General features: G+C 72.5%; 10 protein-coding genes and 2 pseudogenes. 8 read left to right on the top strand and 4 right to left on the bottom strand.

What is annotated here, in order from left to right:
- Window positions 1–28: 28 nt before the first annotated feature.
- From ACIQVL_RS34990 to ACIQVL_RS34965, 6 genes are all read left to right on the top strand, one after another.
- A complete protein-coding gene (locus ACIQVL_RS34990; protein ID WP_403477348.1) occupies window positions 29–1,183 on the top strand; it encodes a Ku protein in 1,155 nt (384 codons plus the stop codon).
- A gap of 593 nt (window positions 1,184–1,776) precedes the next feature.
- The gene (locus tag ACIQVL_RS34985; protein WP_403439201.1) at window positions 1,777–2,268 is read left to right on the top strand and encodes a DoxX family protein; all 492 of its coding nucleotides are present in this window, start codon (window positions 1,777–1,779) and stop codon (window positions 2,266–2,268) included.
- A gap of 171 nt (window positions 2,269–2,439) precedes the next feature.
- Window positions 2,440–3,921, top strand: coding sequence for a multicopper oxidase family protein (locus ACIQVL_RS34980; RefSeq protein ID WP_403477347.1), 1,482 nt, complete (start codon window positions 2,440–2,442; stop codon window positions 3,919–3,921).
- Between the two features lie 89 nt (window positions 3,922–4,010).
- Window positions 4,011–5,003 (top strand): LysR family transcriptional regulator, encoded by a 993-nt coding sequence (locus ACIQVL_RS34975; protein ID WP_403477346.1) that lies wholly within the window; start codon window positions 4,011–4,013, stop codon window positions 5,001–5,003.
- Window positions 5,004–5,211: 208 nt separating this feature from the next.
- On the top strand, window positions 5,212–5,469 hold the full coding sequence (locus ACIQVL_RS34970; RefSeq protein WP_403477345.1) for a hypothetical protein: 258 nt from the start codon (window positions 5,212–5,214) through the stop codon (window positions 5,467–5,469).
- Between the two features lie 111 nt (window positions 5,470–5,580).
- The gene (locus ACIQVL_RS34965) at window positions 5,581–7,002 is read left to right on the top strand and encodes an MFS transporter (RefSeq protein WP_403477344.1); all 1,422 of its coding nucleotides are present in this window, start codon (window positions 5,581–5,583) and stop codon (window positions 7,000–7,002) included.
- Between the two features lie 40 nt (window positions 7,003–7,042).
- Here the strand turns inward: ACIQVL_RS34965 and ACIQVL_RS34960 are convergent, their stop codons facing one another.
- Entirely contained in the window at window positions 7,043–7,267 is a 225-nt protein-coding gene (locus tag ACIQVL_RS34960; RefSeq protein WP_403477343.1) for a hypothetical protein, read from the bottom strand.
- A 197-nt stretch (window positions 7,268–7,464) separates the two neighbouring features.
- On the opposite strand from ACIQVL_RS34960, the gene ACIQVL_RS34955 reads away from it, so the two are divergent.
- Window positions 7,465–8,049, top strand: coding sequence for a hypothetical protein (locus tag ACIQVL_RS34955; RefSeq protein WP_403477342.1), 585 nt, complete (start codon window positions 7,465–7,467; stop codon window positions 8,047–8,049).
- Here ACIQVL_RS34955 and ACIQVL_RS34950 read toward each other — a convergent pair.
- The 3 genes and pseudogenes from ACIQVL_RS34950 to ACIQVL_RS34940 form a co-directional block, all read right to left on the bottom strand.
- A pseudogene (locus ACIQVL_RS34950) lies at window positions 8,049–8,636 on the bottom strand (carbohydrate binding domain-containing protein); the annotation flags it as partial. The gene ACIQVL_RS34955 and the pseudogene ACIQVL_RS34950 overlap by 1 nt on opposite strands.
- Before the next feature lie 386 nt (window positions 8,637–9,022).
- The gene (locus ACIQVL_RS34945) at window positions 9,023–10,207 is read right to left on the bottom strand and encodes a cytochrome P450 (protein ID WP_403477442.1); all 1,185 of its coding nucleotides are present in this window, start codon (window positions 10,205–10,207) and stop codon (window positions 9,023–9,025) included.
- A gap of 174 nt (window positions 10,208–10,381) precedes the next feature.
- Window positions 10,382–11,764, bottom strand: a pseudogene (locus tag ACIQVL_RS34940) (NAD(P)/FAD-dependent oxidoreductase); the annotation flags it as partial.
- Between the two features lie 382 nt (window positions 11,765–12,146).
- Here ACIQVL_RS34940 and ACIQVL_RS34935 point away from each other — a divergent pair.
- Window positions 12,147–12,704, top strand: coding sequence for a GNAT family N-acetyltransferase (locus ACIQVL_RS34935; RefSeq protein ID WP_403444602.1), 558 nt, complete (start codon window positions 12,147–12,149; stop codon window positions 12,702–12,704).
- Window positions 12,705–12,762 lie beyond the last annotated feature (58 nt).

Genomic DNA, 12,762 nt, shown 5'->3' with positions numbered 1-12,762 from the left:
CTGGCATTCGGACGGAGGGAAGCCGCACGTGCGATCCATCTGGAACGGCGCGATCTCCTTCGGGCTCGTCAGCATCCCGATCAAGCTGGTGAACGCCACGGAGAGCCACTCGATCTCCTTCCGCCAGGTCCACACCGAGGACAACGGCCGCATCCGCTACCGCAAGTTCTGCGAGCTGGAGGACCGCGAGGTCACCCAGTCGGAGATCGGCAAGGGGTACGAGGACGCCGACGGCACGATCGTCCCGATCACCGACGAGGACCTGTCCCACCTGCCCATCCCGACCGCCCGCACCATCGAGATCGTCGCGTTCGTCCCGGCCGACCGGATCGACCCGCTCCAGATGGACGCGGCGTACTACCTGGCGGCCTCCGGGGCCCCGGCCGCGAAGCCGTACACCCTCCTGCGCGAAGCGCTCAAGCGCAGCAACAAGGTGGCCATCGCGAAGTACGCCCTGCGCGGCCGCGAACGCCTCGGCATGCTCCGGGTGGTCGGCGACGCCATCGCCATGCACGGCCTGCTCTGGCCGGACGAGGTCCGCGCGCCCGAGGGCGTCGCCCCCGACGTCGACGTCACCGTCCGCGACAAGGAACTCGACCTCGCGGACGCCCTGATGGACACCCTCGGCGAGGTCGACCTGGAGGACCTGCACGACGAGTACCGGGAGGCGCTGGAGGAGGTCCTCGCCGCGAAGGCGGCCGGCGAGACCCCGCCGGAGACCCCCGAACCGGCGAGGGGCGGCAAGGTCCTCGACCTGATGGCGGCCCTGGAGAAGAGCGTGCGGGCGGCCAAGGAGTCGAGAGGGGAGGAAGTCGAGGAGGCGGCGGGAACCGGGGCGGCGGAGGTCACGCCGCTGTCGGGCAAGAAGTCCGCACCCGGGGCGGGCAGGACGCCGGCGAAACGGCCGACGGCGAAGAAGACGGCGACGGCCAAGACGGCGGGGACGGCCAGGACCGCCAGGGCGGCGAAGACGGCCAAGACGGCCAAGACGGCGGGGGCGGCGGGGACCACCAAGACGGCGGCGAAGGCCAGGACGGCCAAGGTGGCGGAGACGGCGGCGGCCACGAAGGCCACCGCCTCCACCGCCTCCACCGCCTCGGCCGCGAAGTCCGCGGCCAAGAAGACGCCGGCGAAGAAGGCGACTGCCAGGAAGACGGCTGCGGCCCGCAGGCGCTCCGCCTGAGAGTGCCGCTTCACGTGTCACCGGGCGGGTCCGGCGCAGTCCGTCCGCCGCGGTTCGGCAGCGCCCGGAAGGGGTGCGGGGGAACTGCGCGACCGCCCACGAAGGCCCTGCAGCCGACCGGCGACATCGCGGTACTCGCGTCGGCGGAGTGCCTGACCCGCGTCCGGCACGGACCTCGGCTCCGCTGACGGGTGGTCACCGCACCGGTACCCGGAGCCACTTGAACCTCCCGGCCATGCCCCGTCGGCCACCGATCCACCCCGTGCCCGCCGGGTGTGCGGCAGCGGACCCGCCCGGCGGCCTGCCTGGTTATCGCCATTCGCAATAGTGCATATTGCAGCATATCGCTGGATATGGTGACGAGGCGGCGCAAAGCTGGATGACGGGGGGAGGCCCGCCGCACGGCGGCCTGACAGGTTGTCCCCACTCGTGAAGGCATTGTCATGCGTGCACTGCATTTCCACCCCCTCGGCCGAACCCACGCCCTGTCACTGACCCAGGTACGCGCCCCCGTGGCGGAGATCCGCAGGCCCGCCGACACGACGGCCAGGACCACCTCGGGCCCGCCCGGCGGGACGCGTGCCGCCGGTGCGGTGCCCAGGCTGTCCGCCGCTGAGGGCGGACTGCTGCTGATCAGGCTGACCTTCGGGCTGCTGCTGGCAGGCCACGGTGCGCAGAAGCTGTTCGGCGTCTTCGGGGGACCGGGCCTGGCGGCCACCGGCAGAAGCTTCGACGCCCTCGGCTACCACCCGGGCAAGGTCTTTGCCGTGATCGGCGCCCTCTCCGAGATCTGCGGGGGCCTCGGCCTGGCGGTCGGACTGCTCACCCCGCTGGCGGCCGCCGCCGTCATCGGCGTGATGATCAACGCCATGGTGACCGTGAGCGGTGCGCACGGCCTGTGGATCCAGAACGGCGGGGTCGAGTACAGCGTCTCCGTCTGCGTCGTCGCCCTCGCCCTCACCGCCATCGGCCCGGGCCGGTTCTCCCTCGACCGGTTCTTCCCCTGGCGCTCGGGCGGCTGGCTCCCGGCCGCCGTCGCGCTCGGTGTGGGCGGCATCGGTGCCGCGATCGCGCTGAGCATCTGACATCCCGGCCCGGATGTCCGGGCCGCGCGGCCGCTGCCGCCATCCGTGTGGAAGCCCCGCTGCCCGGAGTGGTTCTGCCGTCGCCCCGTGCGCGTGGCACACCGAGCGGCCGGGTCCCGCCTCCTACATTCCTCCTACATTCCGGCTGAGCTCGGTTTCCCTGGGAGAGACGTGACCCGGTCCCGCATCCGTTCCGCGCCGGCCCTGCCGCTCGCCGGGCTGCTTCTCGCCGCCGGCTGGCTGGCCGGCTGCGGGAACCTCGCACCGGCCGCAGACCCCTCCGGCACCCGGCAGCCGGCACCCCGGGCCGGCCACAGCACCCCGGCCGGGCCGCGGCTGCAGGACCCGCCGGAACTGGTCAGCCGTAACGGCCTCCTGAAGGCGGCCATCGTGGTGGAACGCCGGAAGGTGCAGGTCGGCGACCGCCGGCTGTACGCCACCACCTACAACGGGGCGTACATGCCACCCACGCTGCGGGTCCGGCCCGGCGACCGCATCGACCTCACCATGACCAACCGCGTCGACGCCGACACCAACCTGCACACGCACGGCCTGCACGTCTCGCCGCACAGCCCCTCCGACGACGTCTTCATCGCCATCAAGTACAACCAGTCGTACCACTACCGGTACCAGCTGCCGTTCACCCACCCGACCGGCACGTTCTGGTACCACTCGCACGCGGACATGACGTCCGCCGCGCAGGTCGCCGGCGGCGAGTCGGGCGTCATCGTCGTCGACGGCCTCCAGCAGCACCTGCCCCCGGCCCTGCGCGGCATCACCGAGCACACGATCGCGTTCAAGGACTTCCAGGTCGAGGGCGACTCGATCAAGACGCACCCGCTCAAGATCGGGTCGCCCACGAACCGCACGGTCAACGGCCAGCAGAACCCGGTGATCGGCATCCGGCCGGGGGAGACCCAGCTCTGGCGGCTCGCGAACATCGGCGCCAACATCTACTACAAGCTCCACCTCCAGGGCTCCCGCTTCCGCGTGATCGCCCAGGACGGCATCCCCGTCCGCAAGGCCTACGACCAGGACACCATCGTGATCGCGGCCGGAGCGCGCTTCGACGTCCTCGTCCAGGGCGGCCCGCCCGGCGTCACACGGCTGGAGACCCTGCCGTACGACACCGGCCCGGCCGGGAACAAGTTTCCCCGGGCCGACCTCGCCACCGTCGTCACCGGCGGCCCGCCCGTGCACCGCGCCACCCTGCCCACCGGCATCGCCCCGCACGAGGACCTGAGCCAGGCGAAGATCGCGACCCGCAGGACCGTCGTCCTCACGGAGAACAAGGCGGGCACGAAGTTCTACATCAACGGCCGGATGTACGACCCGCACCGGACCGACATCACGGGCACCCTCGACACCGTCGAGGAGTGGACCGTCCGCAACGACTCGGACGAGACCCACTCCTTCCACATCCACACCAACGACTTCCAGCTCATGAGCATCGACGGAAAGGCCCACGACCCGTCCCACGGCTGGTACGACACCATCGACGTGCCCGTGCGCGGCAAGGCGGTCATCCGCATCCACTACACCGACTTCACCGGCAGGACCGTGCTGCACTGCCACATCCTCAACCACGAGGACATGGGCATGATGGCCGTCCTGGACATCGTCGCCCCCCGCGGGGACTCGCCCGGCAAGTGACCGGCGAGCCGGCCGACCGGCCGGGGCGGCCATGGCGGCGGTCGTACGCTGGACGGGTACAGACCTGGCTCGCAGCAGGGAGGGCCGGCATGGTGCTCAGCACGCATGTTCCCGACCTGGCCGCGCTGGAACTGCTGCTCGGCGTCGCCCGCGAAGGCAGCCTGAACGGCGTCGCCCGGAAGGCCGGGGTGAGCCAGCAGGCCGTCTCGGCGCGGATCCGCGCGATGGAGAGACAGACCGGGGTCGCCCTCGTGCACCGGACCCCGCACGGCTCCACCCTGACCGTCGAAGGCGTCATGATCGCGGAGTGGGCCGTCCGGCTGCTGGACGTCGCGGCCGACATGGACGCCGGGATCGCGGCCCTGCGGACCGGCCGGCACACCCGGCTGCGGGTGAGCGCCAGTTCGACCATCTCCGAACTGCTCCTGCCCGGCTGGCTGGCGTCCTTCCGCGCGGAGGCCCCCGAGGGCGGCAACGCCCCGGAGACCGTCCTGACCTACGCCAACAGCGCCACGGTCATCACGCACGTCACCGAGGGCATCGCGGACATCGGCTTCACCGAGGGCCCGCAGCAGCCCCCCGGGCTGCACGGCAGGGCCGTCGGCCACGACCGCCTCGCCGTCGTCGTCGCTCCGGGGCACCCATGGGCGCGCCGCCCGCGGACCGTCGCCGCCGCCGAACTGGCCCGTACCCCGCTGGTGAGCCGGGAGGCCGGGTCCGGGACCCGGGACACCTTCGCGGCCGCGCTGACCGCCGTCCTCGGCCCCGGGGCCGAGCAGGCGCCGCCGGCGCTGTCGCTGTCCACCACCGCGGCGATCCGGGCCGCCGCACTGGCCGGCGCGGCACCCGCGGTCATCAGCGAACTCGCCGTCGCCGACGACCTGGCGGACGGCCGGCTCGTCGCCGTACAGACGCCGGAACTCGACCTGCGCCGCACCCTGCGCGCCGTCTGGGACGGCGCCGCCAGCCCGCCCAGCGGCGCGGCACGCGACCTGATCGCCCACATCCTCGGCCGCCAGACCCGGCAACGCCGCCGCGCACGGACCCGGCGGCGAGGGACGACGGCGGGCAGCGGGTCCTAGCGCGGCGCCACAACCCCGGCTTGTATCCCGGCAACCCCGAGCCCACTACCAGCGGCTTTCCACGGGTGCGACCGTCGAATCAAGAGCCTCCGTCACCGAGGCCCACCCGCATCGGACCGCATCCGGCCGCATCCGGTTTCTTCGGGCCGCATCCTCGGACCACCGCGGTGACGGTCGCCGGGACCATCCCGGAAGGAACGTCAACGCCATGAGCACCGACCTGCCCGCACGCCGGCACACCGCGCCCGGTTGCGACACCGCGTCACGGCACCGCGCCGCGTCACGGCACCGCGCCGCGTCACGGCACCGCGCCGCGTCACGGCACCGCGCCGCGTCACGGCACCGCGCCCCGCCACGCCGACCGCCCCGGCCGCACCGCTCGCCGTTCCGAGCCGGCCGCACCGCCGAGCTGCCGCGCCGACGGCACGCCGACGACGATCTGGCCGCGGTGCACACCACCGCCTGACCAGGCCCCGCACCTGAGAGGACCCCGGTGATGACCGCACAAGCCAGCCCGTCGGTCCCATCGCTCCCACCGCCCCCGGTGTCGGGTCCGGCCCGGCACGAGGACACGGCCGTGGCGGACGCCTCCGCCTCCGCCACCGAACACCATCGGCTGGGACTCGCGCTGATTCTCGTCGCGGCCTTCATGGTGGTGCTCGACTTCAGCATCGTGAACGTCGCGCTGTCGTCGGTCCAGCACGAACTCGGCATCTCGGCCGCCTCGGTGCAGTGGGTGGTCACGGCCTACGCGATCACCTTCGGCGGGCTGCTGATCCTCGGCGGGCGGGCCGGCGACCTCTACGGGCGGCGGCGCATGTTCATGGCCGGGATCGGCGTCTTCACCGCGGCCTCGCTCTCCGGCGGCCTCGCACAGGACCCGCTGCTCCTGATCGCGTCGCGCATGGTGCAGGGGTGCGGCGCGGCGATGGTCGCGCCCGCCGCGCTCTCCCTGATCACCACGGGCTTCCCCGAGGGCCCGAGGCGGACCCGCGCGCTGGGCCTGTACGGCGCGACGGCGTCGGTCGGCTTCGTCGCCGGACAGGTGCTCGGCGGGATCCTGGTGGAGTTCTCCAGCTGGCGCTCGGTGTTCCTGGTGAACATCCCGGTGGGGATCGCCGCCCTGCTGCTGTCCCGGCGGCTCCTGCGGGAGTCGAGGCTGAGCCGGGCCGGGCGGCACCTGGACACGGCCGGCGCGGTGCTTGTCACCGGGGCCGTCGCGGCGCTGGTCTACGCCGTCTCCCAGGCCGGGACCACCGGGGTGGGCACGGCCGACGTGCTGATTCCGCTCGGACTGTCGGTCCTGGGGTTCGCGGCGTTCCTCGCAGTCGAGCAACGGCGTGCCGATCCGCTCGTCCGGCCCGCGCTGCTGCGCACCCGCGGGCTGCGCAGCGCCGGCACCCTGATGCTGCTGCTCGGCCTGTGGAACGGCGGGGAGATGCTGGTGCTCTCCGTGTACCTCCAGGAAGACCTGCACCTGTCCCCGCTCGCGGCCGGCCTGGTGATCGCCCCGCAGGGGATCGTCGGCCTGGCGACCGGGCTGCTCGGTGCCCGGCTGGCGCGACGCTTCGGGATCCAGCGCGTGCTGGTCCTGACCGCCCTCGCGGCGACCGCCGGCTTCGCGGTCCTGACCCAGCTCCCGCTGGCCGGGGGCTACCGTCCGCCGCTCGCGGCCGTGGTCCTGGTCGGGTTCGGCACCGCCGGCACGGCGTTCGGCAGCATGGTGACCGCCAGTTCCGGCGTCGCGGACCGCGACCAGGGCCTGGTCGGCGGCGTGATCAACATGAGCCGCCAACTGGGCGCGGCCCTGGGGGCGGCGCTGCTCCCGGCCATCGCCGACGCCGTGGACCGCACCGGCCACACCAGCACCGCGGTCGGCGTCCGCGCCGCCATGCTCGCCGGAGCGGCAGCAGCCGGCCTCGCCACACTGGTGGCCCTCCGCGCCCGCGGGCGGCGCCCCCACAAGCCCCCCACCGCAAGGGCCCCGACCCCGGCGTGAGACCTGTCCGGCCGGCCGCGGCGCCCGGCTGTGCCTCTCGTCAGTCCAGCCGGCGTCGGCCGTGACGCAACCTCCCGGCGCAGGCGGCGGCGACGAAGAAGGAGCCGCCCGCTGCCATCGGGAGATGAGAGGCGAAGGGCTGGAGAGGAGGGTGCTCAAGTAAGGCTCGGTCGAAGGCGATCCCGAGCAGGGCGGCGGTCAGCGTGATCGCCCACAGGATCAGTACGAGCAGCCATGTGCTCCGGGCGCTCAGCCAGGAAGTCATCGCGTCATCGTGCACTCGGCTCCCTGGCACCGACAGTCCCCTGCGCTCCGGTTGTCTGCATGGACAGCATTCCCCCGGTCCGCCATGCTGTCCTGGCGTTTGACGGGCCGGTGCAGGTCGCACGCCGCACTGTGCGACGGGCCGGGACCGGGGCAACGGGGACCGGGCGACCGGGGCAATGGGGGACTGGGGGACTGGTGGAGGAATCGAAGGTCGCGGCTACGTCGCCGGAACACGTCCGCTACCGGTTGACGAAGTTCCAGCGGCTGCTGCCCGCGCTGCCCGGGTTCGTTGTCGTCGTGCCCTTCCAGGTCCTGATGTGGCTGGAAGACGGAACGTTTGACTCCACGCTCCTCCCGGCGCTGTTGACATGGGGCGTCCTGGTGCCTCTGCTGCAGATCGCCACACGGGGGTTCGGGGTCACTCTCACCCCGACGACGGCCGTCGTCCACAGCTTCCGCCGCCGGACCATCCCGTGGGCCGACGTCCAGGCCATCCAGATCGAGTCGGTCCTCGGCAGCCGGACCGTCGTGATCTACGAGGCGGGCGGCCGCCAAACCCGTCTCCGGGCGCCGATGACCGGGTTCCTCAACCGGGACCGCAGCTTCGAGGAGAAGTTCCACACCGTCGGCAGGTGGTGGCTGCAGCACCGCGGCCCGGACTGGGTCCCCGTCCCGCCGCCGGTGTGGTGGGGCGGCCCCCCCGGCGTCCCACGGGAACCCGTACGCCCCTACTGTCTAGTACAGAACAGCGCCCCGTACTCGAAACGGCCCTACGCGTGACCGCCGCCACCGGGCCCGTCCAGGGTGATGTCGTCGGCGTAGTAGTTGCCCTGCGCGTACCAGCCGTGCACGTAGATCGTCGCGCTGGTCTGGGAGGCGCCCGTGGTGAAGGAGACGGTCAGCGGGCTGAACCCGGCAGGGGAGGTGGCCCAGGTGGAGGCGCCGCCGTTCACGCCCAGGTAGACGTTGGAGCCGCGGACCCAGCCACTGAGCGAGTAGGTCGTGTCCGGCCGTACCGCGACGGTCTGCTCGCACTGCCCGGTGTCGCTCGAACCCACCGCCCCCTGGAGGGCTTTGGACCCCGAGTGGACGGGGGAGGAGACGATCGAGCCCGGGTCCCCGGCGCAGTTCCACGGCGAGAGGCCGCCCGACTCGAAGCCGGGGTTGGCCAGGACGCCGGCGACCCCGGTCGCACTCGGAGCAGCCGATGTGGGGGTCGCCGGAGCCGGAGCCGTCGACGCGCCCGCCGAGGGAGCGGTCGGGGCGGCCTCGGTGGCGCCGGGCACCAGGAGGGCGCACCCGAAGCCGACGACGGCCGCCGCGGCGACCGCGATCACCGCGGCCGCCCGGCGCTGTCCGGGCCCCAGGCGGGGACGGTCCGCGGGACGCGGCGGGCGGGTGTCGCCCCAGGGTGCGGGGAGTTCCTGCGGCCTGCCGCCGGGGACGGGCGGAAGTTCCTCCGTCTCGCCGTCGGTCGGCGTCCGGGGCACGGGTGCGGCGGCCACGGTCGTGCCGCCGCGGTAGTCCTTGTCCTGGCGTATGTCGTCGAGCAACTGGGCCAGTGCGTCGGTGTTGCGCATACGCAGCACGCGGATGGGTTCCAGCGCGGTGCCGTCGTCCGGCGCGCCGGACGCGGGCGGTGTGGACACGGTGCCCTCCTTCCGTCCCGTGGCACGGACCGGAGCCGGCCCTGCGGAATTCATACGCAACGCCGGCTCCGGAGGTTCAGCCGGACCCGCCCTCGGCTGCCGCGTCAACCGCCACCCTGTTCGATGTCCAGATGGATCGGACCCCGGAGTACGGGGCTGCGCCGGTACGGCGGTGGGTCGGCGACGAGGGTGGGCCGGTCGAGGCGGCGGACGAGTTCGGTGAGGGCGATCTGGGCCTCGCGTCTGGCCAGGGGGCCGCCGAAGCAGAGGTGGATGCCGCTGCCGAAGCCGAGGTGCTGGTTGTCGTGCCGGTCGGGGTCGAAGCGGTCGGGGTCGTGGAAGCGGTGGGGGTCGCGGCTGCCCGAGGCCAGCATGAGCATGATCTGCGAGCCCTGGGGGATGACGGTGTCGGCGACGGTGATGTCGCTGTACGCGGCCCGCCAGGGGATGATGTGCACGGGGGGTTCGTAGCGCAGGAGTTCCTCGACCAGGGGCACGATCAGGTCCGGTTCGCCGCGCAGCCGTTGCAGCACGTCCGGGTGGCGCAGCAGGGTCAGCATGCCGTTGGTGATGAGGTTGACGGTGGTCTCGTGGCCGGCGATCAGCAGCACTTTGGCGGTGGCGACGATGTCGGCGTCGGTCATCCGGCCGTCCGGCCCGTCGTCGTTCGCCAGCCGGGACAGCAGGTCGTCTCCCGGCCGGCCGTGGCGCTGCTCCACCAGTTCGCCGAGGCTCTGGCGCAGGTCGTTCCGGGCCCGAACACCCTTGTCAAGTCTCTCCTTCGGATCGGCACCGGCCTCGTAGTCGACCGAGTCCATGATGTCGTTCACCCAGAGGTGGAACCGCGGTTCGTCCTCGCGCGGCACGCCGAGCAGGTGACAGATCACGGTCACCGGGAGCGGCAAGGCGAAGTCGTCGACGATGTCGATCCGCTCCTTGTCCGTGACGCCGTCCAGCAGCCCGCCGACGGTGTCGGCCAGAGCGGGTTCCAGGCCGGTCACCAGACCCGGGGTGTGCGGGGGACCGAACTGACGCATCGCCATCCGCCGCAGCCGGTCGTGCTCGGGCGAGTCCCGGTGGATGAACGACGACGTGGCCCCTGCCTCGGGGGAGGGCATCGCCCGCGACAGATTGCGCACGTCGGAACTCAGACGCGGGTCGTTCAGTACATCCGTGATCTCACGATGCGTGCTGATGACGTAGCTGCCGTCGTGCTGCCGGGCCACCGGTGTCTCGCGCAGTTCGGCGTAGAGCGGGTAGGGGTCGGCGCGGGAGGCGTAGTCGAAGATCCGTTGCAGTGTGCCGGGTGTGGTGGGCGTGGCGGGTGCGACGGGTGTGGCGGGCGTGGCCGTCCGGCCTTCTTCCTGTCGGTGCTGGTGCCGGTCTGCGTACGGGCCGCCGTGCCGGTCGCCGTGCTGGTGCTGGTGCTGGTGCGCGGCCGCGACGCGTCGTTCGGCTGGGTCGGCTGGGTCGGCTGGGGCCCCTGGACTGCCCGGGTCGTGTCCGGTGACGACCACGGTGGCGCCCTGGGCGAGCAGGGCGGGGCCGGGGAAGCCGACCGGCACCGGCCGCATGCCGGCAGGCTGGTCCGGCGTGGGGCAGGGCGGCGGGAAAGGGGCGCCCGCCTCGATCAACCGCCGGTAGTGGTCCAGCCACTGGCCGTTGTCGATGCTCACGGCGGCCGTGAGGCGGCCCCGACAGCCGTACGCGGTGACGAAACGCAGGCCGTCCAGCGATCCCTGGGTGACGATCACCTCGTCGGCGAAGGTCGGCACGCCCACGGACTTGATGTTGACGCCGAACTGGATTGACCAGAACCGGGGGACGGACAGGTGGGTTCGTTGCTCCGCCTGGCCGTTGACCATGTTGTGGGCGGCGATCTCGGCCTGCTCCACGGCGTTGGCCCAGTGCTCCATCGCGATGAGCCGGTACTCGTAGACGGGGTGCGGGCAGCGCGCCACGTCTCCCGCGACGAAGACGTCGTCGGTGACGCGGCCGTTGACGTCGAGGGCGCGGCACCCCGGGTCACAGGTGATCCCCCACCTGCCCGCCGCCAGCCCCGACCCCTGCAGCCACTCGGTGTTGCGGATGCTCCCGAGTGCGACGACCGCCACGTCGGCGTCGATCGTGCTGCCGTCGTCGAAGTGGGCGCGGCGCAGCCGCCCCTGCGCGTCGCCCTCCAGCCGGGTGACCTTGACCCCGCACCGCAGGTCGACGCCGTGGGCGCGCTGCATCTCCGCCGCCACCTCGCCGACCATCGCGCCGAGCGCCCCGACCAGCGGGTACGGCGCGAGTTCGGCGACGGTCACCGGGATGTCCCGTTCCCGGCAGACGGAGGCGATCTCGGAACCGGTGAACCCCGCGCCGATGACCAGCACCCGGGAGGGCCCGGCGGCCAGCGCCCGCTGCAGCCCCTCGGCGTGCTCACGGGTGCGGACGACGAACACCCCCTCCAGCGCCGCCTCGGCCTCCACGAACCACGGCCGGGCCCGCACCCCGGTGGCGATCAGCACCCGGTCGAAGGGAACCTCCCGCCCGTCCGCCAGCCGCACATGGTCGGTGGCCAGATCCAGACCGCTCGCGGGCACCCCCAGCAGCCACTCCGCATCGACGTCCCGCCGCCGCGGCAGCCTGGTGCCGTCGGCCGGCACCCACCCCGTCAGGACCTGCTTGGACAAGGGCGGACGGTCGTAGGGCTCGCCCAGCTCGTCGCCGATCATCGTCAGCGACCCGGTGAACCCCTCCGCACGCAGGGACTCCGCAGCCCGCAGCCCCGCCAGCGACGCACCGACGATCACAATGCGCCCGTCACGCCTGAACGCACGCGGGCTGTGGCAACCGCTCATGACGGCGACGCCTCCGCCGGTGCGTGCGGCTCGCGCGGGTCGTGCGGGTCGTGTCGTTCGCCGTCGGGAACCGGGTCGTACATCAGCAGTTCCTCACCGTGCATCCGAAGCGCCTCCGGAGCCGGGAACGTGTGGCGCCACTCCGGCGCGCAACACGGGAGGACCGGGGCGGACCGGGGCGCTGCCCACATCGGCGAAGGAAGTAGGAGGAGGCACACTGCGGACGGTCAGAAAATCAGCCTAACAGCGGCACCGATACCCGCGAGTTCAGCGCATGCGCTGCTGCGCGACCCCACGGAGAGGGACGACAGGCAATTCCTTCCGCCCCGGTGACCCGTGTGCGCCTCGGCCCCGCGGACACGGCAGCGTGATCAAATAGGGCATGGCATCGTCCTGGACTGGTGATCGGGTCCGCCTACGGGCCGTCGAGCCCGACGACTGGACCGCGTTCATGCGCTTCGCCGACGATGACGGGCGGCCGGCGAGCCGGCTGGATCTGCCGCGGTCCGCGGAGAAATACCGTGCCTGGGCGAAGGAACAGGCCGTAGCCGAGTGCGATGACGACCGTTTCCTCCTGGCGGTCGAAGCGACGGCCACGGGTGAGCTGGTCGGCACGGTCGGCTCGCAGCGGAGCGGCCGCCGTTCGGGCTGGTTCGAGTGTGAGGTCACGATCGGCGCCGACCACCGGCGCAGGGGCTACGCGACAGAGGCCGTAGTCCTGCTGCTGCGTTTCATGTTCGCCGAGCGGCGCTATCACAAGTGCCTGGCAGCGGTCCTCGCCCACAACGAGGCGTCGCTGGCACTTTTCCGTCGGCTCGGTTTCACCGAGGAGGGCCGCTTGCGGGAACACGTCTTCCTCTCCGGCCGGCACCAGGACCTCGTCATGATGGGCATGCTCGCCGACGAGTTCGACCGGCGGCACACGACGAGCCGGTCATGAGCCGCTCATGAGCCGGTCGAGCCGGTCGAGCCGGTCGTCCACCGGTTTCCGGGCTGCC

The organism is Streptomyces sp. NPDC090499, assembly GCF_044769305.1.
Taxonomy (GTDB): Bacteria; Actinomycetota; Actinomycetes; order Streptomycetales; family Streptomycetaceae; genus Streptomyces.
Note: the sequence above shows the minus strand (reverse complement) of the source record. Positions and strands in the feature narration are given on the sequence as shown.

Excerpts from the sequence above, each read along its gene's own strand:
- ACIQVL_RS34975 (WP_403477346.1), top strand. The coding sequence starts at position 4,011 with ATGGTGCTCAGCACGCATGTTCCCGACCTGGCCGCGCTGGAACTGCTG.
- ACIQVL_RS34970 (WP_403477345.1), top strand. The coding sequence starts at position 5,212 with ATGAGCACCGACCTGCCCGCACGCCGGCACACCGCGCCCGGTTGCGAC.
- ACIQVL_RS34960 (WP_403477343.1), bottom strand. The coding sequence starts at position 7,267 with ATGACTTCCTGGCTGAGCGCCCGGAGCACATGGCTGCTCGTACTGATC.
- ACIQVL_RS34935 (WP_403444602.1), top strand. The coding sequence starts at position 12,147 with ATGGCATCGTCCTGGACTGGTGATCGGGTCCGCCTACGGGCCGTCGAG.